The sequence below is a fragment of the Nostoc sp. UHCC 0252 genome, from assembly GCF_034931145.1.
In the GTDB taxonomy this organism is placed as follows: domain Bacteria; phylum Cyanobacteriota; class Cyanobacteriia; order Cyanobacteriales; family Nostocaceae; genus Nostoc.
Genome location: NZ_JAYGHE010000020.1, coordinates 47,417 through 70,579 on the forward strand (window position 1 = coordinate 47,417; position 23,163 = coordinate 70,579).

The window sequence follows — 23,163 nt, forward strand, 5'->3', positions numbered from 1 at the left end:
TTGAGTAAGAGAAATGGGAAAACTTCAATGCTGTTGTCACCAATATCAGGAGTCAGCATTGATGTCAGATGGCTTTGATACTAAATCTGCTAATGCTCTGAAAAATCCTAGTGGTGAGAGAAAGCCCACAGAAATTTAGAAATGGCAAATGTTTTCGGAGAGTGACATCTTGCACCTAGCCCTAGCGATTAGAAATCGCGGCTATACAAACGAAGTCCGCCTGCGCGGACTAACACAAAACCAAGGCTTTTCAACCTGCGGAGGCAGGTTTTGTCTCGTGTAGCCGCGACTTCTAGTCGCCTGGTGCAAGATATAAGGAGAGTGACAGAAGCTTTTTGAAAGGCTGCTATCCCTTCTTTGCAAGCCATGTCAAATCCGACTTGTATCCCACTCATAATAAAACTTTTTGCCAATTATGTTCCCGGACGAGAGCGAATATGATCGGGTATATGATGGCGATCGCCTAATATTTCTAACAAAGGGCCATGAACATCAAATTTAACCATACTTACCGACGCGACCAAAATATTCACCCGATAGCGATAGCGTCCCAAATCAATGCCCAGTAAACTGCAAAGCAGAATCCGAATCGTGGCTTTATGGGAAACTACTAAAACATTACCTTGGTGATGTTTTTCTTGAATTTCAGCAATTACAGGCATAGAACGGTTAGCAATATCTACCGCAGTTTCTCCACCTAGTGGTGCATTCCAAGCGGGTTCTGTCAACCATTTTACATAGTTTTCTGCGTAATTCTCTTGAGCAAAGGATTTACTCTTCCTTTCCCATTCGCCATAACTACCTTCTCTAAGTCCGTCACGCAACTGCATATCCATACCGATAGCATCGCAAAATGGCTTGGCAGTTGCTATTGTGCGCTTCATCGGGCTAACATAAACAGCCTCCCACTTCAATTTTTGATAAACATCGGCAAAACCGGATGCCATCTGCATCCCCTCTGTTGTCAACTCCGCATCAGTTTCACCGCAGAAGTTACCACTTTGACTAAAAGTAGTTTCTCCATGTCGCAGTAAATATAAATTGAGTGTCATAGCTTATATCGCGTTTGGGATAAAGGAGTTGGTGCAAACGTAAAGTACCATCAATCTCGCAATCAAATATGTGACACTAGGACAAAATAATCAACCAAAAAAGTCAATCAAAGACAAACTTTTGAAATCAAAGATAAAAGTAGCGGTTTCAGCTAGTACTAGGATAGTGCGTTAGCCTCCGGCATAACACACCCTACAAAATGGGATTTGGGGTAATTAAATTATTTGTGTGTACACCATAAGACACAGACAGAGGTAAGAGGAATAATTATTATACAAATTTTTAAAATTATTAAGTTTGGGTATTAAAGTTTTCAGTTCTGCTGATTCCCTACCTTTAACTAAATTGCTGGGCATAAAACCGCGCGTAGCGATGCTCTAGGGCTAATAATTCTTCATGGGTTCCTGATTCAACAATTTGTCCCTGTTCGAGAACTAAAATACGATCGCACCTTCTCACGGTTGATAAACGATGAGCAATAATAAATACCGTGCGTTTTTGCATCAATCTTTCCAGCGCTTCCTGTACCAGTGCTTCTGACTCAGAATCTAATGCTGATGTCGCTTCATCAAGAATCAATATTTGAGGATTGAGCAGAACAGCACGAGCGATCGCAATTCTTTGTCTTTGTCCCCCTGATAAGTTTACCCCACGTTCGCCTATCCAAGTTTTATAACCCTCTGGTAGTTGGCTAATAAACTGATGAGCATTAGCAATTTTTGCCGCCTCTTTCACTGCTTTTATGTCAAAAATATCTTGTCCAAAGGCGATATTTTGGGCAATTGTCCCAGAAAACATGATGGTTTCTTGAGGAACAATCCCGATTTGTCGCCGCAGACTATGCAGCTTCACATCCCGAATATCAACATCGTCAATGAAAATTTGACCAACTTCCGGGTCGTAAAAACGCGGGAGAAGGTTGACAAATGTGGTTTTACCAGCACCCGAAGCACCCACAAGAGCGATCGCTTCACCTGGTGATACCAATAAACTGATATCTTTTAATACGGGTTCACCTGGCTTATAGGCGAAGGAAATATGACGATATTCTACTTTGCCTTTGACTGGAGGGAGAGCGATCGCATTTATCTTTTCGATTACCGTTGGCTGAATTGCCATCAATTCAAAAACGCGATCAACAGATGCCTCACCCTGCTTAAATTCGTTGTAGTTGTTAGTAGTATGAGCGATGGGATCAATTAACAGCGCCGCCGCCGCCAGATAGCTGAAAAAATTCGCCACTGATAAGTTATTTTGGGAAATTTGCCACGCTCCCACAATCAGCAACGATAACGCACTTAAGGCTTCCAGAAATCCGATGATGGGAATCTGAATCGCTTTCAGACGTTCGGCTGAGTATTTAGCTTTGAGACTGCGTTCTGCTTCATGGCCAAAGCGGGCGATTTCGTAATTTTCGGCAGCAAATGCCTGTACCAAACGAATACCGTTGAAAACTTCCGCGAGGATAGCTGATAAACCCGATACGCGATTTTGACTTTTTAAGGAATACTTGCTCAAGCGTTCGCCAAACCAGCCAATTAAAAGACCCATCAGTGGCGCAACAATCACCGTTGCTAGTGTCAGTTGCCAATTCAGGTAAATCATGTAAATCGGAATTGCCAACAACTGCAAAATGCAGGGGATAAAGTCGTGGAATCCTTTATTTACGACTTCGCCAACCCGGTCAACATCTTCGGTGAGGCGGTAAGATAAATCACCTGCTTTTGCGGTTTCAAAAAAGCTGAGATTTAGCTTTTGCAGATGGGCGTAGACTTGCTGGCGGAGATGAAAAGCAACTCTCAAAGAAGCTTTCGCCATGTACATATCTTGTATAGACTGAAACAAGCCTCTGACAAGAAAGACTAAGGCACAACTGCCAGTTATTTGAGCGATCGCTACTACATTACCTTGAGCAAAGGGAATTGCCAATCTACCGGCAAGATTTATCAACACTAATGTCGCCAGTACGTATCCGAAGATGCCAATAAGTCCCTTGGTGATGGTTCGCCACTGGAGGTGGATATAAGGCAGTAGTTGCCAGTAATTAGAACGGGTTTTCAAGCTCGAAAGTCCACAGCGATATTTTACTTTGTTTGACGCTAGCAGTTTTTGGTGAGTTTCTGAAAAGTTAACTCATTAGTTACAAACTGTTTTAGCCTTCATCGTGGAGTTTCCCGGTGTTCTTCTATTATTAAAGTGGAATGTTCATTCGAGGGGTCTTGCTTTATGAAACTGGAAGAGTATTTCAACGCACTTGCACCAAATGACACTAAAAAATAGAATTGATAAATTAATCAAACTTAACATCTTAAAGAGGGTTAGTTATGAAAACCGAACACGAACGCGAACAATTAATCAAAGCTATTAACGTACTGCTAAACCAAGCTTACGACAGTACCCTAGATGAAATTTATGCACTACTTCAACAAATCGAAGATGAAGAGGAAGAAAACGATTTAAAAGCCTATCATGCTGCTATAAGTGATGTAGAAAATAATAGTCTTATCTCGTGGGACGATATTAAAAAGGAAATCGCTAATGAAAGAAAAAAGGACGTAGCGTGACTTACGAAATTAAATTTACTAAAGGTGCTAAGAAAATGTTTAAAAAATTATCTCAAGAATTGCAAGATCGCATACAACCCAAAATAGATGAGTTGTCTATAGAACCACGTCCCAATGGAGTTAAAAAATTACAAGGTGAAGAAAATACATACCGAATTAGAGTAGGCGATTATCGAGTTATATACGATATTTTCGATGATGTTTTATTGGTAAATGTTATAGATGTCGGGCATCGTAATAAGGTTTATAAGAATGAAAGTTGACAAACAAAGAAATATTAGAGCTATCGCCTACAGTGTCTTCACTATAAGTACTGAAACGAAATTAATTACACGCAATTCAGGCGTGAAACCCTTGTGCAGACTAAAAAATTAGCTCTTTCCTTACTTGTAAGGAAAGAGCTAGACTAATCTTGAAATTTAATTACGAATTACGTTAGCGTAGCGGTAGCGAGTCCGCGTTCGCTTTTAGCGTCTCGTAGAGAGCGTCATTACGAATTACGAATTACGAATTAATATCCGCCTTCTTCTTCGTATTCTGGCTGCCTTTCCTTGACTTTCTTAGGAATATTCACAGGCTTCGGCTCATCTTCCCAAGCATCGCCCTCTACGTCGTCATAATCATCGTATTCATCAACATAAGGCTTGCTGTAAGGCTGGGCTTCATACTTTAGCGGCTGCGGTTGTTGATACCTGTCGCTACCTGTTGCTTCACTCCAGTTATCTTCTTCCTCGTCTTCTTCGTACTGAATAGACTCATACTGCCGCGCCTTCATTACCTGACGCTGTGGCCTTTCTTCTTCCATATAGTCTTCATTCCATTCCTCTTCCCGCGCTACGGGTTCGGGAGCGCGAGTTCTTTGCTTGGATGGCTGTAATGGCACTCCAGGAGGGAGTTGATTACCTGGTGCAACTTGGCGGGGTGGAGTATAGCCGCCGTATTCTGTATCTTCATCACGCTCCCACGGCGCTTTACCGATACCCAGGCGCTCTAGTAAACCAGTTGTCAACTGATTCACCCGTTCTTCGGCTCCTTCAAATACAATCAATCTATTGGGGCCAGTGCTGACAATTTCATCCACTGAGAACTCGTAAGTACTCAAAAATTGGTCGGGAATTTGGGGCAATCCTAAAGAAGCGATGACTATGGAGTTAAGCTTCCCGGTTTCGCCGTTGAACTTAAAGCCCCGAACTTTGCCTAGTACTTCACCTGTTTCTGTAATTACTTCCCAGCTAATCAGATTGCTGAGAGATTCAACTTCAATATCTTCAATTACATCTTCGTTATCAACTAAGATGACATCACCAATCTGGTTGATGTTGTTGAGGTACATATAGCGCGGTATGCCCGAAATGGAGATCAGGCTGTCTCGCAAACCAAGAGCCACAACCTCTCGTTGATCAATATCAACCCATACTTGACTGATGATGCCTAGCCGCTTGCCGTTGTCGCGGGTAATCACCTGGGTGTTTAATATATCGGAACGTCTAATTATCTGTTCGGAGGTCATTCTATACCGAGTCCTGATCTCGAATCCGGTTTGTCTATACACTATTATTAACAAAAACTCAAGCAGATGTATTGGATGATTGTAATTTAATCCCCAAAACTTGAGTGTAAGCTCCTCGTGCTTGAGTAACGCCGATTGTGCGTTCGGCTGATTCTATCATCGGACGACGCAAACTCACAACTATAAATTGCGCTTGTTGTGACTGTTGTTTGATCATTTTAGCTAATCGTTCTACGTTTGCTCCATCTAAAAACATATCCACTTCGTCAAAGGCGTAAAAGGGCGATGGGCGGTAGCGTTGCAGGGCAAAGATAAAGCTCAAGGCTGTAAGTGATTTTTCTCCCCCAGACATGGAAGCTAGGCGCTGTACGGGTTTACCTTTGGGGTGCGCGACTAAATTTAGTCCACTGCTAAAGGGATCTTCGGGATTTTCGAGTTGTAGGAAGCCGTCGCCGTCGGAAAGAATGGCAAAAATTGATTGAAAGTTTTCGTTGACAGCATCGAATGCTTCTTTAAAAGCAAGTTGCCGCAATGTGGTAAAGTTTTCAATCCGCAAAAGTAATTCGGTGCGTTCCCCTTCTAGGGTTTCTAATTTTTGCGTCAGTTCTTGGAGGCGGTTTTGAGTGCGTTCGTATTCTTCCAACGCCAGCATATTCACCGGTTCCATTGCCTGTAAGCGTTTGGTAAGCGATCGCAATTCTTTCTGCAATTCTTCCAAATCTACCTTATCTGGAACCTCCGGCAAAGGATTTGGTAATTCTGCTCCCATATCCCGCAACTGGCTTTGCAGTGCAATTAGTTCCTCTCGCCGTTTCTCTTGGGTTTCTTTGAGTTTTTCGATTTCCCATTGCAATTGTTGTTGGCGTAAAAGATGCGATCGCACTTCTAGTTCTGTAGCGTCGCGTTTTTGTTTCTCTTCACCCAAATTCTGCTCCATTTGATTTAACGATAAACGGGTTTGGGTTATTTGGTCGTTTAGCGTTGTAATTTGTGCAAAGACGCGATGAATCGCGTCTCTACAAGAGGTTTGTTGGGTTTCGTATTCGGTGATTCGCGTTTCTGCTTCCTGGATTTTTTCTTGCGATCGCTGTTGCTGATTTTCCAAATTTTTTAATCTTTGTTCAGCTTCGCGTAATGTTGTCTCACGTTGTTGCAATTGTTGCTCTTGAATTTTAATGGTCGCCTGGATTTGTTGCCATTCACTGGGAGTTTGAGACGCTTCCAACTCTGCTAAATCGTGTCGCAATTCTTGCAACTGAGTTTCTTGTCCAGGTAATTCCCGATCTAATATTTCTAATCGGGATTGAGCAGTGGCTAACTTTTCGCTGTTTTGGGCGAGTTGCGATCGCGTCCCCTCTAATTGCACTGTCAAATTCTTAATGTCTTTTTGCAACTGTTCCAATTGCAACTGCTGTTCGCGCCGCGCCTGTCGCGCTTCTGCGAGTTCTTGGGTGAGTTTTTTGGCTCTGACTGACAAAGTTGCGATCGCTTCAGTACAACGCTCTAAAACTCGCTCAATATCCACCAAACGACTTCTCAAAGCGATCGCTTCATCAGATTCCGCCGCCTCACCCGTACCAAACCGCAAGGCTGAACGATTGCTGTTACTACCACCAGTCATTGCACCGCTAGTTTCTAATAACTCTCCGTCTAAGGTGACGATGCGATACAATCCTAAATTTTTCCGCGCCGCCTCCAGGCTGGAAAATACGACGGTGTTGCCGAAAACATAGCTGAATACATCTTTGTAACGGCGATCGCAATCGACTAAGTTCACAGCATAGTTAACGAAGCCACTGGCGAAACGCAGCGTTGCATCTTGAGTAAATTTAGGTGCGTGAATTTTATTTAGTGGTAAAAAAGTCGCTCTCCCGGCACGCTTCTGTTTGAGCAATTCAATACCGGCTGCGGCTACACTATCATCTTCCACCACAATATGTCCCAAGCGTCCACCGGCAGCCATTTCTAAAGCTAGTTGATGGCGGGGTTCAACTTTTCCTAACTGTACAACCAAGCCACAAAGTCCAGGCATTCCCGATTGTAAAATAACTTTACTCGCTTGGGTTCCTTGAACTTCTTGCTGTGCTTGCGTTTGCGCCTCGATTTTATCCAACTGGCGTTGTTTTTCCCGTTGTTCAAAAAGTAAGCGTTTTTGAGTTTCCTGTTGGATTTGCAGTTCTTGTTCTGTGGCTGAGAGATTTTGGGCTAAATTCTGGATGGGTTCGCTAGAGGCGTTAAATTCCGTTTCAATTTGACTACAGTCGGTTTGTTTTTGGGCTAATAGGGGTTCGTCACGTTCAATTAACTGGGTTTGTTCGGAAATTAATTGCTGTAACTGATTATTGCGTTCTGTGAGTTGTGCTTTTTCGGTGCGTTGCGGTTCTAGAGTTTGCAGCAGAGTTTCAATTTGACGGTTGAATGCCGTTTGTTGCTGCACCCACGCTTCGGAAGCTGAGGCGATTTCGGCGGCGGCTTCGCGGGAGGTTTCTAGAGATTGGTGGGCTTCATTCCTTTGGTGTTGGGAAGACGCGATGAATCGCGTCTCTACAATGTGTGTTTCGGCAATTTCTTCTAGGGAATGACGGTGTTTTTGAATATCTTGCTGAGTTTGAAGCAGACGTTTGGCGGTTTCTTGGGAAGCTGTTTCTAATTCCGTTAGCTGACGTTGGAGTTGTTTTCGTTCGGCTTCTTGGGTGGCGAGGGTAGATTGTACCGCCAAAAGTTCATCTTCTCCCAATGCTTTGACATGGGCATTGAGTTGTTCAAGTTCGGCAGTTTTTTGGACGATTTCGGAATTTAGATTTGTGAGTTGGGTTGAGAGTTCAGTAGAATTGCGATCGCCTGTTTGAATTTCATGAACTAACTTTTCTTGTTGTGCTTGTAGCGATCGCCATGATAAAACAGCTTCCCAGGATTGTTTCGCTAGAAATTCCGTGCGGAGTTTTTGATATTTCTCAGCTTTAGCACGATCTTGGGCAAGGCGATCGCGCTGTGCAGTTAATTCTGTTTCAATAATCCGACAGCTATCTTCCTTTTCCTTCACCTCATCTAAAGTTGATTTGGCTTGAATGATTTTGCGATCATACGCCGCCACCCCTGCCAATTCATCAATAATTTCCCGCCGTTCTCGCGCATTCATCGAGATAATGCTGGTGACATCCCCTTGCAGCACCACGTTGTAGCCTTCAGGATAAACCCGCAGGTTACTTAATTGCTGATGCAACTCTGTCAGCGTGCAAGCTTCACCATTGATATAGTAATTCGACGTGTAACTTCCTTGATGAGTGACTCGCAGCCTTCTAGTAACACTCCACTCAGCCGATTTTGGATTTTGGATTTCGGCTTCGCTCAGTCGAGCGATTTTGGATTTTGGATTTTCTTCCCCTGCCTCCCCTGCCTCCCCTGCTTCCCCTGCCTCCTCTACTTCCTCTACTTCCTCCCTTTGCACCTTTGTGTCTTTGTGTGAGATTTCATCCGACAAATCAAACGTTACAGTGACGCTAGCTTCGATAGAAGCGCGTCCTTTAGAGGTTTGGGTGTTATTTACCAAATCTGGTAAGCGTTCGGCTCGCATTCCCTTAGAACTGGAGAGTCCGAGGCAAAATAGCAGTGCATCTAAAATATTAGATTTACCCGAACCATTTGGGCCAGATATGACGGTACACCCCGGCAGCAAAGGGACTGAGGTAGTACCGCCGAAGGATTTGAAGTTGGTAAGTTCCACGCGCTTGATATGAACCATAGGCGCTGGTTAACTGGGCTAATGAAGAACAAGTGTATCAACTAATTAAAAATTCGCAAGAGGGTAGGGGGGAAATTTGAAGATTATTGAACCGCAGAGGCAAGAGAGACGCAGAGGAGGGAGGTAAGGTTAGCGATCGCTGATTTTTTTCGTTTTATGTCTGGCTTCTTTAGAGGATGTTTGAAAATTATAAGTATGTAAGATTAAATTTTTCTTTTTTGAGGAGATTTTTTGTGTCAGCTACTCAAATGAGAAAACAAAAGCTGCTTTTGAGAAAACAAAAGCTTATTTTATTTGCGGAAAACACTAAAATGAGAAAGCAAAAGCTGCTTTTGAGAAATTAAAAGCTTGTTTTACTTGCGGAAAACACCAAAATGAGAAAGCAAAAGCTGCTTTTGAGCAAGTAAAAGCTTATTTTACTTGCGGTAAACACTAAAATAAGAAAGTAAAAGCTGCTTTTGAGTAAGCAAACTGGGGTTTTAGAAAGTAATTGCGTCTTTTGCTGATTGAATTCAATTAAAACATCAAGTTTAAATAAAGTTCTTCAAAATATTGCTGATAAATGCTGATTATTTTTTAAATAAGTAGAAAATTATACTTTAGTGTAAGCAAGAAAGGCGATCGCCCTCTGCCAAGAATCTGCAATGTTCAGTTAAGAAGAATTGTAGGTTAGGTTGAACTTTAGTGTTACCCAACAAAGCTTTGATAATGTTGGGTTTTGTTCCTCAAACGCCACGTGCTTCAAGTCGGGGAACCGCAAGGGCGCAGTGGCTCCCCAACCTACACCAGTTTTACTACCAACAGGTAATACTGACGAAGTAATGAGCATTTTAGTCCGTCAGATTTTAATGCGGTAAGCAATTAAATCCTTTGTGAAAAAAAAGATCCTCGACTTCTTTAAGAAGTCGGGAATCTGCCTTTTATATAAACTATACCTATGGCTTTTTCACAGCTTCAACTTTTGCTTCTACCTTCACTGTCTTTACACCTTGAACTTCTTTAGCCAAGGTTTCAGCCTTCTTAAGTTCTTCAGCAGAAGTCGCTGTACCTTTGAGGATAATTTCACCCTCTTTGTTTTCAACTTGTAACTTATTGCCTGGTAAGCCTTTGTTCAACTTGGCGCTAACTTCAGTTTTCAAGTCACTTTTAACTTTTGTTGCTGCCGTTTTTTCAGAATCGGTTTTAACTTTAGTATCTGTGATAGCTGCTAAAGGAGTTGTTTGTATTCCTGGAACTTTGACAGTTTCATTTGTCTGAGAAGCTGGTTTTGCGGGTAGAGCAGCTTCATTAGTAGTGCTAGGAGTTTCCGAACCGGTTTTAGGAGCCTCTTGGCAGCCAAAAGTACCAACTACCAAAATGCTACTAACTAGTAATAGAATTAGCTTTTTCATTATCTATCTCCGAATTGATTACTGGAAGCAATTAATTTGTGTGTCATGGTGAGGAGCAGATGTTAAAAAGCAATGAAATGTGAAGTAGCAAAAGTGCCCAAGCAATCGCTCAGTTTACTGGAAATTAAAACTTAGACGATTTCTTGAGGCTAAGATTTTGCAGCAATTTTTGAGAAGCGCCAATTCAATTTTTTGACAGTTGCAAATGAGGATTCCTTTGCATACCGTCTGTAGCTCCTATGAATTTAATGTAGATGCTGAGGAGCTTTTTGAATGATAGACTATGCAGCCTTACACTAGTGACTTATGTTATCAGATTTGAGTCAGTTTGGCGATGTCTACGACCATGTAACTCAAAACTTCAGCGTTTTTACAATTCTGTGCCAGCAAAATTACCAACAAAATGTTACTTTATAAAACTATGCCTTACTTACAATGCCCTAAATATCAGGAAATATTAGCCAATGCCTTATCTTACTTCTGCCCGCGAAATTAGTGCCATTGTTGCTGAATATACCAAGGCGAAAACGCTGTGGATAGATACAGAAGTAGCCGATTATAAAAGTCGTAATCCTAGACTATCGCTGATTCAGGTATTAGATGATCCTCAAGATATGAGTGGCGATCGCGTCTACCTTTTAGATGTCTTGGATCAACCTGATATTATAGCTGAATTTATTGAAGAAATTATGATAAATTCTGCCATTGAAAAGGTTTTTCACAATTCCAGTTACGATCTAAAATTTCTCGGTAATAAGAAAGCCAAAAATATTACTTGCACTTTGGAAATGGCAAAAAAAATTCCTTACTATCTCTTGCCATTACCTAATTACCAACTCAAAACCATAGCTACGGCACTTTGTAGCTTTAATAATATCGACAAACAAGAACAAACAAGCGATTGGGCAAAACGTCCCCTAACTGAAGAACAGATAGAGTATGCTTACTTAGATTGTATTTATCTTGCTCAAATCCACTTAAATTTGTTAGGTTTACAAGCCCAAGCTAGCCCGGAACCTACCACAGAAGATTTAATATCACTAAGTACTAGATATTCACAAATTGAGCAACAATACAAGTTGTTGAATTCAGAATTTGAGCATTTGCAAGAACGCATGAAAAAAGCCATGCAAGCTCAGAATATATCTGAAACTTCTTATCATAAGCTGACTAGTTACGATCGCACTACAGTCAAAGCTACTTTTTCAGAATTGGCAAGGCTAGCCCAAACCCAAGATATTGATTTAGATTTCCCGATCACACTAACTCAGAAACTCCAAAAAGATTTAGGGGCAAATCTAGAACAACTCTCTGTAGATATTGAAAAAACTACCTCTTGGCGGCTAACTTCTAAAACTCAAGATAGTGAAACTGAGGATGAGTAAAAAGCACAGAGATCACAATAACAAAAAACCAGATTGACAATTTTTATACTTTATGAACTAGATGTTTTCCTTAAAATAACTATATAAGAGGCTGTTTGAATATCAGGTAAACTTGTTAATTGACTTGAAATGTCTATCAAAAGTTAAAATAACTGTTGAGTTCAAGAATTAAAATCTAGATTTTGGTACTAATTGGTTCAGGTGTTATGGCAGTTTATATTAAATTATGAGATGGCATTTATTTAGACAAAAGCGAGCAAAGGTAAATCAAGTATTTACTATAGCTATTTTTACCACATTGACAGCAATTAGCAGTATTTCTTGTAGCAAGAATGACAATGTTTTGGTGACAGAAATAGGACTTAGTACACCTAGCCGTCGTTCAGCTACAGCGTCCAGAGGTGGAGAATTCTATCTTCAGGGAAAAAATCAACATTTAAACGGCGATTTACAAGCTGCGATCGCATCTTATGGTAGAGCAATCGATCAAAACTCTCAATATGGCGCTGCCTACAACGGCCGCGGATTAGCCTACTTCGACTTGGGAGACAAAGAAAAAGCGATCGCAGATTACAATCAAGCCCTCCGCATCAACCCTAATGATGCCGAAGCCTACAATAATCTGGGTAATGCCCGCGCCTCATTGGGAAATAACAGAGAAGCAGTTAAAGATTACAGTGAAGCGATTCGCCTCAATCCCAACTATGCCGAAGCTTACAATAACCGAGGGAATGCCCGCGCCACCAATGGAGATAGACAGGGGGCGCTAGATGATTTTGACCAAGCAATTCTCCTCAACCCCAAATATGCGATCGCCTACAATAATCGAGGAAATGCCCGTGCTACCAATGGAGACCTAAATGGCGCGATCGCAGATTACAATCAAGCCATTCGCCTCAACCCTAACTTTGCCCCCGCCTACAATAACCGGGGAAATGCCCGCGCCACCAATGGAGATAGACAGGGGGCGCTGAAAGACTTAGAAAAAGCAGGAAGCATTTTTCAAAGTCAGGGTAACAACGACTTATATGAACAAGTGATGAAAAACATCAAAGAACTTGGACAAAGTAGGCAAGCAGGGCAATAGGGGACAAGGGGACAAGGGGACAAAAGTTTAGAACTTACAACAAGTCTTTCGCCTTGTCCCCAATTCCCAATCCCCAATCCCCAATCCCTTATTCTTCAATCAATGGGCTGCGGAGGTCTTCTACCATCGCTTGAATTTCTGCTGGGGGAGGTGGCGTTAGGCGCGAAACTACTAGGGTGACAGCGAAGTTAATTAGCATACCCAAAGTACCAATGCCTTCGGGAGAAACCCCAAAAAACCAGGGTTGCATACCCCCAAACTTGACACCGACAATGTAGATTATCGTAAAAATTAAACCCGTCAACATCCCAGCGATCGCACCTTCAGAATTAGTGCGTTTGTCGAAAATCCCTAAGAAAATCACCGGGAAGAAACTAGCAGCAGCTAAACCGAAGGCAAAAGCTACCACCTGACCTACAAATCCTGGCGGATTCACCCCAAAATAGCCGGCGAGGACGAGGGAAAAACCCACCATGATCCGCCCGACAAACACCCGTTTTTGTTCTGAGGCTGATGAATCTACGATCCGGTAGTAGATATCGTGGGCGATAGAACTAGAAATTACCAGCAATAAACCTGATGCTGTAGACAAAGCAGCCGCCAAACCGCCAGCCGCTACTAACCCAATCACCCACGGAGGCAGATTAGCTACTTCTGGGGTGGAAAGCACGATGATATCTGGGTCGATCTTTATTTCATTAGTCTCTTTATTTGGAGTTAACTGGAGACGGCCATCTTTATTTATGTCATTAAAACCCAAAAGTTTAGTTTTTTCCCACTTCGCCGCCCAGTCTAGCTGCTGCACTTCTGCAACTGTCTGATTGTGCAAAGAATCAATCAGGTTGTAGCGGGCAAACATCGAGAGGGCCGGAGCCGTTGTATAAAGAATGGCAATAAATAGCAATGCCCAACCCGCAGAAAAACGGGCTGCACGCACACTTTTCACTGTGTAAAACCTGACAATAATATGGGGTAAGCCAGCCGTGCCTACCATCAGGGCAATAGTTGTGAACAGCACATCTAACATCGATTTGTTCACAAATGGCTCAGTATAAGGCTTAAAACCCAGGTCAACCTGAATTTGATTGAGTTTGTCAGCAATATCACTGAAGGTAAATGCTAGCTGAGGAACAGGATTACCAGTGAGAAACCAGGCGATCGCGATCGCTGGAATCAGGTAAGCAAAAATCAACACAGAGTACTGTGCAACTTGTGTCCAAGTAATACCTTTCATCCCTCCCAACACAGAGAAAAAGCCGACGATCACCATACCGATGATTACACCTGTATTGATATCGACTTGGAGGAAGCGGCTAAAAACAATGCCCACGCCCCGCATTTGTCCAGCAACGTAAGTTAGGGAGATGAAAATAGCTGCAACTACTGCCACTAAACGGGCGATATTAGAGTAGTAGCGATCGCCTACGAAATCTGGCACTGTATACTTCCCAAATTTCCGTAGGTAAGGAGCCAGTAATAATGCTAGCAGTACATAGCCACCCGTCCAGCCCATTAAATAAATAGAACCGTCGTAACCCAAAGAAGAAATTAGCCCCGCCATTGAAATAAACGAAGCTGCTGACATCCAATCGGCGGCGGTGGCCGCACCGTTAGCAATTGAAGGTATCCCTTGACCGGCTATAAAGAAGTCTTTACTATTTTCGACTCGTGATTGCCAACCAATATAAATGTAGGCGAGGAAAGAAAGTCCAACTAATACAATAGTCCAAATTTCAACTGACACGGTTTTTCCTCACTTCTTGAGATTGTATTTTTGGTCTAGCTTGTCCATTTGAAAGGCATAAATGAAAATCAAGGCCACAAATACCAGGATTGATCCTTGCTGCGCCATCCAAAAGCCAAAGGGTACGCCAAAAAAGCGTATTGCATTCAAAGGTTGAACCAATAAAATACTGAAAACTAGAGAAACCAATGCCCAGACAATTAAAAGATTACGAATTAAAGCAGTATTAGCACGCCAATAAGCACGGCGCTGATCTTCATCCATCGTTATTCATCATTGCGTTAGTGCATCAAAATAATACCAGTAACCCTTAATATCCTTTCTAATTACTGTATTAATTTTTAAATTATTTAGTAAATCATATTTAAGCTACAGGTACTAAATGCAACCAAGTACTAGCTAAGTAAGAATTACTTTAAAGTAAATTATGAACAAATGATTTGGTTGATGCAACTAAAATATCCTAGAGAATATTTATAAATATAATAATACTAAGAGCTTTCCAAAAAATAAATGATTCAAAACCTGGCATTGCTTCGCTCGCAATGACAATTGAGCATTTTTTTACTTGAGCTACTCTAAATACAAAAACTTTAAAATTTATTACGTATTAACTACTAGATAATTGACAGCTTTAAACCCAAGAAATTCAATTTTCGTATTTACAAGCAATTGATGCTTATAAAAATAACTGAAGTTAATTTATAAAATATACCAATAATTACTATAGCCATTTACGTGGTTATTTTCATAACATTTGTATAACGAGCTTGTTATTACACAGAAGAGGCATTACCAAAATATAGTAAATTGTGATGTGAATAGCGTCTTACCCAGCTTTCCAATGCCTCGCAAGCTGATTTTTACAAGGCATCTTGCAAAGCGATGGCTAACTTTTAACTAACTGATTCGCTTCATTCTCAACAAGCAGCGTCTCCATAGATTTTTTCACTAGTCTTGGAAATCACGTAAAAAGAACTTACCTAATTTATTTGTAATTAGCCTTGAGAATCAAGGCTTACAGTTTTGGAATTAGGTAACTTTTTCGTGCGTGTCTTCAGAATGCGCGGATTTTAGCTTCAACCATATCACGAGCCAGAATATATGTTTATCCAAACACTCTTGACAGAGCCAATTCAGTTTTTCAGAATCGTTATAATTGTCATATTTTCTATCACTTTACATGAACTTGCTCACGGCTGGGCTGCGATGAGTCAGGGAGATAACACTCCACAACAAACTGGTCATCTTACCCTTAATCCTGTAGTTCACATGGGCAAAGAATCAATGATCTTTCTCTGCCTCATGGGTATAGCTTGGGGACAAATGCCCGTCAACCCATCCAAGTTTCGATCTGGAAAGTTAGGCAATATTTTGGTGTCTGCTGCTGGGCCATTATCAAATCTGGCTTTAGGCATTTTATTTATTGTAATGATGAAATTTCTCTCTAATCTGAGTTTTTCGGAACTTTTGAGTGGGGAGTTTCTTTACTTAGCTGCTCGGATAAATTTGACCTTATTTCTGTTTAATCTGCTGCCAATCCCGCCACTAGATGGGTTTCATGTCTTTAGCGAAATATTTCCTCAGCTAAAGCCACTACAATATAGCCAATTCGGAGTTTTTGCAATGATGCTTCTATTTATAATTCCAGAATTTGGGGCGGGACTTAGTGAAATTACTGATTTAGTTATTCAGTCAATACTTGATGAATAATCAGCAGATTTTAAAGCAAAAATAGATTATTTACATAGTAATCTTATGTAATTTTTGATAATAGAAATAATAAGATCCCCGGCTTTTTAAAGAAGTCGGGGATCTTATTGTTCACTAAGGATTTAGGATAGCCACCTTTTTGCTGTAGTATTCAGTTTTGGCATAAATGCTGATAATACTATCACCGACTGCAAAAAAAGTACCTTCTTGCTCATTTTTAGAAAATTGCAAATTTGGGTATTTAGCAGCAGCTTCTTCAGCAGTCATGGGTTTTACTTCCATTTGTTCTGGCAATACTCCAGTACAACCAATATAAAATACTAAGGGAGAAACCTTATCTTGATAGATATTTTCTGCATATTGTTCTAGCTTGATATTCGCTGCCGTCAACGCTGCAACCATTTCCTCTTTACTGATTTGCTTACCAGTTTGCTTATCTTGTAATAACTGCGCCAAACTATCAGCACCTACTTTATTAAGAATATCTACGACTATGCCATTTTGCTCAATCCCAAGAAAATCGTCAAAAATTGGTTTCATAAACTCATCAACTTTTGTAATCTTGGTGCGTGATGACAGTAATCTTTGCTTGACAGCAAAATTCTCATTAAATGCCATATCAAAACTTGCCTTCATGATAATTTTTCCAGTCTCCTTATCATAAAGACGATACATTCTATTCAGAAACTTGTTAGCAGAAGGGAACTTACTTAAGTTCAGAATATCTTGACTACCGATGTCGATTTTGTAGCTCAATCTTGAGTCAAGAGTACCATTCAATAAAGCTTCATGGATGTCAGTGTATTCATTAGTTGTAGGAAAGTTAAGGTAAACACTCTTAGATAGATAGTGCTTTTTAAACTCATCTAGCTGTTCTGATACAAATGCATCTGATTCCTGTTTTAAGTGAGCAGAAATAATACTACTTAGTACTTTAATTTCTGCGAGTTCATTGAATAGTCCATCAATGCTGCTGTAATAACTATTAGCAGTTACAAGCGGTAAGTTATCTAACCGAATAGTATGTTCAGTACGGAAATCAAAGCATTCTGCATCTAACAGACTTTTTTCTTTGAGCAAGTCAAAAACTTTTTTACTACTAATTTTGACTTGTAAGGACTTTATATTGATTTTGCCGTCGCTTACAATCGTGTAATTATTGAAGCTATTCAGGTCATTTACTAGCAAACCTGCTACTTCAAGAGTGGGGGTTTTGTCTTCAGATTTGGCAAGTTTGACTTTACGTTTGATAAGCATATTGATAGTAGCAGTATTGCGGTTAAACTGAAACCCGCCTATACCAACATACTCAGCATCATCTATATATTCTGTTTGTAACCAAGGTTGTAAAAGGTTCCCATTTTCGTCTCTCACACCTTTAACCCGCTTGATGCCTGTCCTTTGATAATTTTCTTGCAGATGCTTGATGTTGACAATGATATTGTTGCGATATTCTGCAAAAATCTGGATAAGTTCTAGCAGAGAAATTTGATTATTTGTCATATTGTCACCTTCCATCTAAAGGTCAATAAGCCTGTTAAATTCACGGTTTATAATAAGTTTTTCCAACCGCGAAAAATTGAAGGACAAACACACAATAAATTCATGCAAAATATATGCTAATGCAGAGGGCAAAATTCCCTTGTTAAAGCCTCAGTGTGCTAGTTTTTATGGGTAGAAAATTTGGGCACTTCTTGCCAAACTTAGCGTTATCTCATGCCGATTAAACTCGCAATGACATATCATAAGTAATTTGCCGAATAAGCCTATTACATACTCACCGGACATTCGTATTTATAGTACAATTGTACCATAAATTCTATTTGTGTAGGCGATCTGATCGTAGATATCGCCCTAAAATGAGGTGTTATGGGATTAACGCCTGAATCTGCACGAACCAATGCTACAATTAGGCGATTTTGGGTTCAATGTTAGCTTACCGGGGAATCTATTATTTCTTACCTTTGTTAGTAGCATCGGGTTTGCTAGGACTTTATGAAATTAGATCCGGTAATTTCATAAATATCAATTTAGGTCTTAAAATTTTAGTAACATATCTGCTGTTTTATTAGTAAGTTACGCATTAATAATGAGACTAAGGCTAGTTGCTCAAAGATTGATAAAAGTTGCAACAGCTTCGCTGGCTGCATTTACCACAACTGTAAGCATCAATCACCCTAGTTATGCTGAAGGGACAACTTTCTATTGTGGAAAGAGTAATGGTGTATCCGTAACATTTGCTCGTACCCAAAATGGAAGAAAAGTGCCGATGATTAAGTGGACTTCTCAGAACTACTTTTCGCAAGAGTGGACAGTTGAGCGCCGTTGTCAAGAAGTATCTCGCAGATTTCAAAGGAGCTATGATAATGGTACGCTAAAGTACATCAGGACTGGGACGCTGAGAGGGGAACCAGTTGTATGTGCTGCTACTAAAGAAAATGCTCCTTGTACAGATAGCAGTTTGTTATTCACTCTCAAGCGTGGTAGTAATGCCAAAGTTACTCTGCGAAGGTTATTAAATCGCCGTGGTTTGGTAGCTGGAAATGTATTGAATGAAAGCGGTGGAGACAATCTCAATATCAATTTTGATGTGTATTTAAATAATGTTACAGATGAGCTAAATAGTGAGTCCGATCAAGGTTCAGGTAATACTCCTTGATGCGATATCTGTGACGGACTACACACACGTTAATAATTTAAAATTACCTATATCAGATGGATTGGCATAAATTCATACTGGTTATTTGTATTGCCAGTTTATCCCTTTCATTGTCAGCATCGACACCAGTTAACAGTGTTTCTGCCCCAGATAAAAGCCTTAATTGCAACATCTCTGAGTCGGGGCAAATCTTTCAAAATGCACAGTCTATCACTGTCAAAGTCTTATCAACAGAGTTTCTGGGTTCAGGAATTATACTGTGGAAAAAATCTGCTGTTTATACAGTGTTAACCAATGCTCATGTGTTACAGGCAGGCGATCGCCCCTATCGCATTCAAACCCCGGATGGTAACATTTATGCAGCTAATGTATCTCAAAATTTGAATTTTGGGGAAAATGATTTAGCTTTATTGCAATTTCAAAGTCCCAGTACTATCTATGCTGTGGCATCCCTTGCATCTTCCCCTAAGCAGGGAAATGAGGTATTTGTAGCGGGTTTTCCTGCGACCGAAGAAGGTTTTCAGAACCAAAGTTTGGCCTTTACTACTGGTAAAATTTCGTTGATACTACCCAAACCTTTAGAGGGAGGTTATCAGCTTGGATATACTAACGATCTCAAAAAGGGCATGAGTGGCGGGCCATTGTTGAATTGTCAGGGTAAGGTTGTGGGAGTGAATGGAATGCAGGCTTATCCTTTGTGGGATGCTCCTTCTGTTTTTCAGGATGGTTCCAAAGCTGATGAACAATTACATCAGATGATTATCCGCCTAAGTTGGGCTGTACCAATGGAAAAGCTTGTGCAGATGACACCAAAATCTATAAAAACTAAAGATTCTCCCGTTTTAAATAAGGCTGATAAGAGTGATGGGAGAGGAAGTTTGAATGATTAAATTTTATGATGCGATCGCACCAGCAATCATTGGAGTGGCAATTACCCTTGTACAACCGCAATTTGCCGTCGCCTTATCCTCAAATGAGGTGGGTAAAATTGCCAAAGCAATCACGGTACTAATTGACAATCAAAATGGTTCTGGTACTGGAGTCATAATTCAGCGAGAAGGCAACACTTACATAGTCCTCACTGCCAAGCACGTAATCGAAACTCAAACCAAATATGAAATTGTCACTCCAGATGGCCAGCGTTATTCACTCGACTACAAGACTGTGAAAAAGCTGCCTGAAGTAGATTTAGCAATTGTCCAGTTTACCAGCAAACAAGCTTACACTGTTGCTAAAATCGGCAATTCCAATGCAGCGACCGAAGGGACTACAGCTTATGTGGCTGGTTTCCCACAAGCCACAGCCGCAATTTCTAGCACAATTTACAATTTCGTCACTGGACGAATTACTGCTAATGCTTCCAAACCTCTGCGTGATGGTTATGCCTTGGTCTACAGTAATGTTACTTTACCGGGGATGAGTGGTGGCCCGGTGCTGAACGATCAAGGCGAATTGGTAGGAATTCATGGCAGAGGAGATGAAGCAGATATAGAAACCTCAAAAATCAATTCCACAGTTGCTTATGTCAAATCAGGTTTTAATTTAGGCGTTCCGGTTAATACCTTTTTGAGAATGTCAACTCAGGCTGGCGTAGATTTAGGCATTAGTCCTCCCAGCGTACCAATAGCAACAGCACCGAAAGCAGACGACTTCTATATTCAAGCTGGCGATAAATACGATAAAGGAGACTTTAAAGGTGCGATCGCTGATTATACTAAAGCAGTTAGCCGAAATCCTAAATATGTTGATGCTTACAATAATCGCGGTCTTGCCCGCTATAACTTAGGAGACTTCCAAGGCGCAATTGACGACTATAATCAATCTCTAAAAATTAATTCCCAAGATGCTGATTCTTACAATAACCGGGGTTTAGCTCGTTCTGCCTTGGGAGACAAGAAAAGTGCGATCGCAGATTATAATCGAGCCATAGAAATTAATCCCAACTATGTCTTTGCCTACAACAACCGTGGCATTGCCCATAATAGCTTGGATAATAGCAAAAGAGCGATCGCAGATTTCAACCAAGCATTAAAATTTAATCCCAACTATGCCGAAGCCTATGGGGGACGGGGAATTTCCCGTTATCAGTTGGGAGATAAAAAAGGAGCGATCGCAGATTTTACTACAGCTTTGCGAATTAATCCCAATCTTGCCCCACCTTACGCCAGTCGCGGAATTGCCCGGTTTGATTTGGGAGACAAGAAGAGAGCAATTACTGATTTTAACCAAGCCTTGCGACTCAATCCCGACTTAGCTCCAGCCTATACTGGTCGGGGAATTGCCCGTTATACCTTGGGAGATAAACAGGGTGCGATCGCAGATTTACAAAAAGCTGCTAATCTGAATTTGGAACAAGGGAAAATAGATGATTATCAACAGTTATTAGAGTTAATTAAAAAACTTCAATCGTAAGGGTATGGTAAAGTCTTGTTGACCGATAAGAGTAACAAATTACTCCATTCCCGATTAAAATCAATTTGCTGGGATACTCAGCCAAATTTAAATTTTGGAGTTTTGTAATGTGCTTACTCAGTTACCAACTATCAACGCCCTAAAACAGCCCACTAGCTCTGCTTGGGTTGAACAAGCGATCGCAAACTTAGATATCATTTTACTCGACCATTCCCACTGTGAACGCAAAGCAGCAGGTGTGGCCTTGAACATGATGTTTCGCTACCCTTCCAATACTAAAATGGTGCGGGAATTAACTGCGATCGCCCGTGAAGAACTAGAACACTTTGAGCTAGTTAACCAATGGTTAGAACGCCGAAATATTCCTCTAGCTCCCTTACCACCGCCTCCTTACGGAGCAGGTTTAAAGGCTCAAGTCCGCCCCAAAGAACCTGAGCGATTTCTGGATTCCTTACTAGTCACTGGTTTAATCGAAGCTCGTTCTCACGAACGCTTAGGGCTATTAGCTGCTCATTGTCCAGAACCAGAGTTAGCAAAATTTTATCGGGGGTTAATGGCATCCGAAGCGCGTCACTACGGTATATATTGGGTTTTAGCTGCTACTTACTTCGACAAAGAAATTGTCATGCAACGGCTTGATGAATTGGCAATTGTCGAAAGTGAGTTGCTAGCGACCTTGCACCCAGAACCTAGAATTCACAGTTAGTAGACTAAGGTAACAGATATGAAGCTTCAGTTAACACACCTGAGACTGCTTGTATCCAACTACAAAGATTCTTTTCTGTTCTACCGGGATCTGCTAAAGTTTGATGTCGATTGGGGCGATGAAGATAGCGGATATGCTGAGTTTAATACCGGATATCTCAAGCTGGGTTTGTTCAAAAAAGAATTAATGGCTGAAGTAGTCCCAAGAATCGAACAGCCTTCATACGTTGTCAATCGAGATAAAATTGCCTTGATTTTCGCAGTCGATAGTGTCGATGAGGTTTATCAGCAAGTAAAGAGTCAAAATGCGATCGTTGTGACTGAACCACAAGATCGCCCAGACTGGGGAATTCGCACGGCTCATTTTCGAGATCCTGATGGCAATCTCATCGAAATCTACAACAATCTAGGAATTGTTATTTAAGAGGTAAGAATTCAGGAGTCAGGAGTCAGAATTTAACAACCTCCTCAAGTTGAAGCATTAATCCTGATGTGTCACCGGCAGTCACTCACGGGGGAAACCCCCATCGCGCAGCGTCTCGTAGAGAAGACCGCGCGGGAGCATCCCAAATGTGTAAAAACATAATTTGTCATTGCGAGCGTAACGCAGTGAAGCAAAGCAATCGCAATGTACAGATGTTGCGATCGCTTCATTCCGCTTCTCTTACGAGACGCTACCGCGATCGCTTCCTTGTAACAATTTTAGTCGAACCTGATATAAGTCCATATATTTCCGATTTAGGGAACTGATATCATGTCCGGCAAATTACTTATGATATGTCATTGCGAGTGCAACGAAGTGGAAGGAAGCAATCGCAAGGGTTTTGGGATTGCTATCTCTACGAGACGCTCCGCGAACACTTCGTTCGCAATGACAATTATTTAACCGGACATGATATGACAAGTAAACTGATGTACCAATAAAACAAACTGGTGTGCTTTTTGCCAAACTATCAAATCTTAAAATGTTTTGGCTGGCTGTCTCATTTATTCTGGCTCCTGAATTCTGACTCCTGAATCCTTACGTTAAACGTTCACTGTTAGTTTGATTTCTTATTACCTACTTACTATAAATAGGGGACATATTTGCAATACGTCCCCCTAGAAATTTTAGGCATTTATAACCTTCTAAGTTTTTGGTCATTAAAGCTAGAATAATTTTAATTACAGTTCTAATCAGGCTAGCTTCAACTATTCA

22 protein-coding genes are annotated in these 23,163 nt (G+C 41.0%); 12 read left to right on the top strand and 10 right to left on the bottom strand.

The annotated features are described in order from the left end of the window. Nucleotides 1-13: 13 nt before the first annotated feature. Entirely contained in the window at nt 14-139 is a 126-nt protein-coding gene (locus VB732_RS14215) for a hypothetical protein (protein ID WP_323231508.1), read from the top strand. A gap of 49 nt (nt 140-188) precedes the next feature. On the opposite strand, the gene VB732_RS14220 is transcribed toward VB732_RS14215, so the two are convergent. The 3 genes from VB732_RS14220 to VB732_RS14230 form a co-directional block, all read right to left on the bottom strand. Then, complete coding sequence (locus VB732_RS14220) at nt 189-395, bottom strand: hypothetical protein (RefSeq protein WP_323231509.1); 207 nt, start codon at nt 393-395, stop codon at nt 189-191. A gap of 18 nt (nt 396-413) precedes the next feature. Beyond that, nucleotides 414-1,052, bottom strand: coding sequence for a histidine phosphatase family protein (locus VB732_RS14225; RefSeq protein ID WP_323231510.1), 639 nt, complete (start codon nt 1,050-1,052; stop codon nt 414-416). 337 nt (nt 1,053-1,389) lie between these two features. Then, the gene (locus VB732_RS14230; RefSeq protein WP_323231511.1) at nt 1,390-3,114 is read right to left on the bottom strand and encodes an ABC transporter ATP-binding protein; all 1,725 of its coding nucleotides are present in this window, start codon (nt 3,112-3,114) and stop codon (nt 1,390-1,392) included. 263 nt (nt 3,115-3,377) lie between these two features. On the opposite strand from VB732_RS14230, the gene VB732_RS14235 reads away from it, so the two are divergent. Both VB732_RS14235 and VB732_RS14240 read left to right on the top strand, forming a co-directional pair. After that, on the top strand, nt 3,378-3,617 hold the full coding sequence (locus VB732_RS14235) for a hypothetical protein (RefSeq protein ID WP_323231512.1): 240 nt from the start codon (nt 3,378-3,380) through the stop codon (nt 3,615-3,617). Next, entirely contained in the window at nt 3,614-3,880 is a 267-nt protein-coding gene (locus tag VB732_RS14240; protein ID WP_323231513.1) for a type II toxin-antitoxin system RelE/ParE family toxin, read from the top strand. The genes VB732_RS14235 and VB732_RS14240 overlap by 4 nt, the downstream gene beginning before the upstream one ends. Nucleotides 3,881-4,128: 248 nt before the next feature. Here VB732_RS14240 and VB732_RS14245 read toward each other — a convergent pair whose 3' ends face one another. The 4 genes from VB732_RS14245 to VB732_RS14260 all read right to left on the bottom strand — a co-directional run bounded on the left by VB732_RS14245 (nt 4,129) and on the right by VB732_RS14260 (nt 10,260). Beyond that, nucleotides 4,129-5,127: a PRC-barrel domain-containing protein gene (locus tag VB732_RS14245; protein WP_323231514.1), complete on the bottom strand. Its 999-nt coding sequence runs from the start codon at nt 5,125-5,127 to the stop codon at nt 4,129-4,131. A 58-nt stretch (nt 5,128-5,185) separates the two neighbouring features. Continuing rightward, complete coding sequence (gene smc, locus VB732_RS14250) at nt 5,186-8,869, bottom strand: chromosome segregation protein SMC (protein ID WP_323231515.1); 3,684 nt, start codon at nt 8,867-8,869, stop codon at nt 5,186-5,188. 652 nt (nt 8,870-9,521) lie between these two features. After that, nucleotides 9,522-9,698 carry a hypothetical protein gene (locus VB732_RS14255; protein ID WP_323231516.1) on the bottom strand — a complete coding sequence of 59 codons (177 nt, stop codon included), beginning with the start codon at nt 9,696-9,698 and terminating at the stop codon, nt 9,522-9,524. A gap of 106 nt (nt 9,699-9,804) precedes the next feature. Further along, entirely contained in the window at nt 9,805-10,260 is a 456-nt protein-coding gene (locus VB732_RS14260; RefSeq protein WP_323231518.1) for a BON domain-containing protein, read from the bottom strand. Between the two features lie 464 nt (nt 10,261-10,724). Here VB732_RS14260 and VB732_RS14265 point away from each other — a divergent pair, with 464 nt between their 5' ends. Together VB732_RS14265 and VB732_RS14270 are read left to right on the top strand one after the other, a co-directional pair. Further along, complete coding sequence (locus tag VB732_RS14265; RefSeq protein WP_323231519.1) at nt 10,725-11,645, top strand: ribonuclease D; 921 nt, start codon at nt 10,725-10,727, stop codon at nt 11,643-11,645. A 226-nt stretch (nt 11,646-11,871) separates the two neighbouring features. Continuing rightward, nucleotides 11,872-12,732, top strand: a complete 861-nt coding sequence (locus tag VB732_RS14270) for a tetratricopeptide repeat protein (RefSeq protein WP_323231520.1) — start codon at nt 11,872-11,874, stop codon at nt 12,730-12,732. An 88-nt stretch (nt 12,733-12,820) separates the two neighbouring features. Here the strand turns inward: VB732_RS14270 and VB732_RS14275 are convergent, their stop codons facing one another. Together VB732_RS14275 and VB732_RS14280 are read right to left on the bottom strand one after the other, a co-directional pair. Next, nucleotides 12,821-14,476, bottom strand: coding sequence for a sodium:solute symporter family protein (locus VB732_RS14275; protein WP_323231521.1), 1,656 nt, complete (start codon nt 14,474-14,476; stop codon nt 12,821-12,823). Between the two features lie 9 nt (nt 14,477-14,485). Further along, the gene (locus VB732_RS14280) at nt 14,486-14,740 is read right to left on the bottom strand and encodes a DUF4212 domain-containing protein (protein WP_323231522.1); all 255 of its coding nucleotides are present in this window, start codon (nt 14,738-14,740) and stop codon (nt 14,486-14,488) included. An 840-nt stretch (nt 14,741-15,580) separates the two neighbouring features. On the opposite strand from VB732_RS14280, the gene VB732_RS14285 reads away from it, so the two are divergent. Beyond that, a complete protein-coding gene (locus VB732_RS14285) occupies nt 15,581-16,189 on the top strand; it encodes a site-2 protease family protein (protein WP_323231523.1) in 609 nt (202 codons plus the stop codon). Nucleotides 16,190-16,303: 114 nt separating this feature from the next. On the opposite strand, the gene VB732_RS14290 is transcribed toward VB732_RS14285, so the two are convergent. Beyond that, a complete protein-coding gene (locus tag VB732_RS14290; RefSeq protein WP_323231524.1) occupies nt 16,304-17,692 on the bottom strand; it encodes a hypothetical protein in 1,389 nt (462 codons plus the stop codon). A 586-nt stretch (nt 17,693-18,278) separates the two neighbouring features. Between VB732_RS14290 and VB732_RS14295 the strand changes: the two genes are divergently transcribed. The 6 genes from VB732_RS14295 (at nt 18,279) to VB732_RS14320 (ending at nt 22,715) form a co-directional block, all read left to right on the top strand. Beyond that, on the top strand, nt 18,279-18,848 hold the full coding sequence (locus VB732_RS14295; RefSeq protein WP_323231525.1) for a COP23 domain-containing protein: 570 nt from the start codon (nt 18,279-18,281) through the stop codon (nt 18,846-18,848). Between the two features lie 56 nt (nt 18,849-18,904). Then, the gene (locus VB732_RS14300; protein WP_323231527.1) at nt 18,905-19,738 is read left to right on the top strand and encodes a serine protease; all 834 of its coding nucleotides are present in this window, start codon (nt 18,905-18,907) and stop codon (nt 19,736-19,738) included. Further along, a complete protein-coding gene (locus VB732_RS14305; RefSeq protein WP_323231528.1) occupies nt 19,731-21,260 on the top strand; it encodes a tetratricopeptide repeat-containing serine protease family protein in 1,530 nt (509 codons plus the stop codon). The genes VB732_RS14300 and VB732_RS14305 overlap by 8 nt, the downstream gene beginning before the upstream one ends. A 109-nt stretch (nt 21,261-21,369) precedes the next feature. Beyond that, nucleotides 21,370-21,966: a tRNA-(ms[2]io[6]A)-hydroxylase gene (locus VB732_RS14310; RefSeq protein ID WP_323231529.1), complete on the top strand. Its 597-nt coding sequence runs from the start codon at nt 21,370-21,372 to the stop codon at nt 21,964-21,966. An 18-nt stretch (nt 21,967-21,984) separates the two neighbouring features. Then, complete coding sequence (locus VB732_RS14315; protein WP_323231530.1) at nt 21,985-22,389, top strand: VOC family protein; 405 nt, start codon at nt 21,985-21,987, stop codon at nt 22,387-22,389. Nucleotides 22,390-22,574: 185 nt separating this feature from the next. Then, the gene (locus tag VB732_RS14320; protein WP_323231531.1) at nt 22,575-22,715 is read left to right on the top strand and encodes a hypothetical protein; all 141 of its coding nucleotides are present in this window, start codon (nt 22,575-22,577) and stop codon (nt 22,713-22,715) included. The last annotated feature ends 448 nt before the right edge of the window (nt 22,716-23,163 follow it).

Bases quoted from the DNA above. Each gene is read 5' to 3' on its own strand.
- VB732_RS14290 (WP_323231524.1), bottom strand. From the start codon at position 17,692: ATGACAAATAATCAAATTTCTCTGCTAGAACTTATCCAGATTTTTGCA.
- VB732_RS14270 (WP_323231520.1), top strand. From the start codon at position 11,872: ATGAGATGGCATTTATTTAGACAAAAGCGAGCAAAGGTAAATCAAGTA.
- VB732_RS14215 (WP_323231508.1), top strand. From the start codon at position 14: ATGGGAAAACTTCAATGCTGTTGTCACCAATATCAGGAGTCAGCATTG.
- VB732_RS14285 (WP_323231523.1), top strand. From the start codon at position 15,581: ATGTTTATCCAAACACTCTTGACAGAGCCAATTCAGTTTTTCAGAATC.
- VB732_RS14295 (WP_323231525.1), top strand. From the start codon at position 18,279: ATGAGACTAAGGCTAGTTGCTCAAAGATTGATAAAAGTTGCAACAGCT.
- VB732_RS14280 (WP_323231522.1), bottom strand. From the start codon at position 14,740: ATGGATGAAGATCAGCGCCGTGCTTATTGGCGTGCTAATACTGCTTTA.
- VB732_RS14265 (WP_323231519.1), top strand. From the start codon at position 10,725: ATGCCTTATCTTACTTCTGCCCGCGAAATTAGTGCCATTGTTGCTGAA.
- VB732_RS14245 (WP_323231514.1), bottom strand. From the start codon at position 5,127: ATGACCTCCGAACAGATAATTAGACGTTCCGATATATTAAACACCCAG.
- VB732_RS14220 (WP_323231509.1), bottom strand. From the start codon at position 395: ATGAGTGGGATACAAGTCGGATTTGACATGGCTTGCAAAGAAGGGATA.
- VB732_RS14305 (WP_323231528.1), top strand. From the start codon at position 19,731: ATGATTAAATTTTATGATGCGATCGCACCAGCAATCATTGGAGTGGCA.
- VB732_RS14300 (WP_323231527.1), top strand. From the start codon at position 18,905: ATGGATTGGCATAAATTCATACTGGTTATTTGTATTGCCAGTTTATCC.
- smc (WP_323231515.1), bottom strand. From the start codon at position 8,869: ATGGTTCATATCAAGCGCGTGGAACTTACCAACTTCAAATCCTTCGGC.
- VB732_RS14315 (WP_323231530.1), top strand. From the start codon at position 21,985: ATGAAGCTTCAGTTAACACACCTGAGACTGCTTGTATCCAACTACAAA.
- VB732_RS14255 (WP_323231516.1), bottom strand. From the start codon at position 9,698: ATGCTCATTACTTCGTCAGTATTACCTGTTGGTAGTAAAACTGGTGTA.
- VB732_RS14260 (WP_323231518.1), bottom strand. From the start codon at position 10,260: ATGAAAAAGCTAATTCTATTACTAGTTAGTAGCATTTTGGTAGTTGGT.
- VB732_RS14235 (WP_323231512.1), top strand. From the start codon at position 3,378: ATGAAAACCGAACACGAACGCGAACAATTAATCAAAGCTATTAACGTA.
- VB732_RS14225 (WP_323231510.1), bottom strand. From the start codon at position 1,052: ATGACACTCAATTTATATTTACTGCGACATGGAGAAACTACTTTTAGT.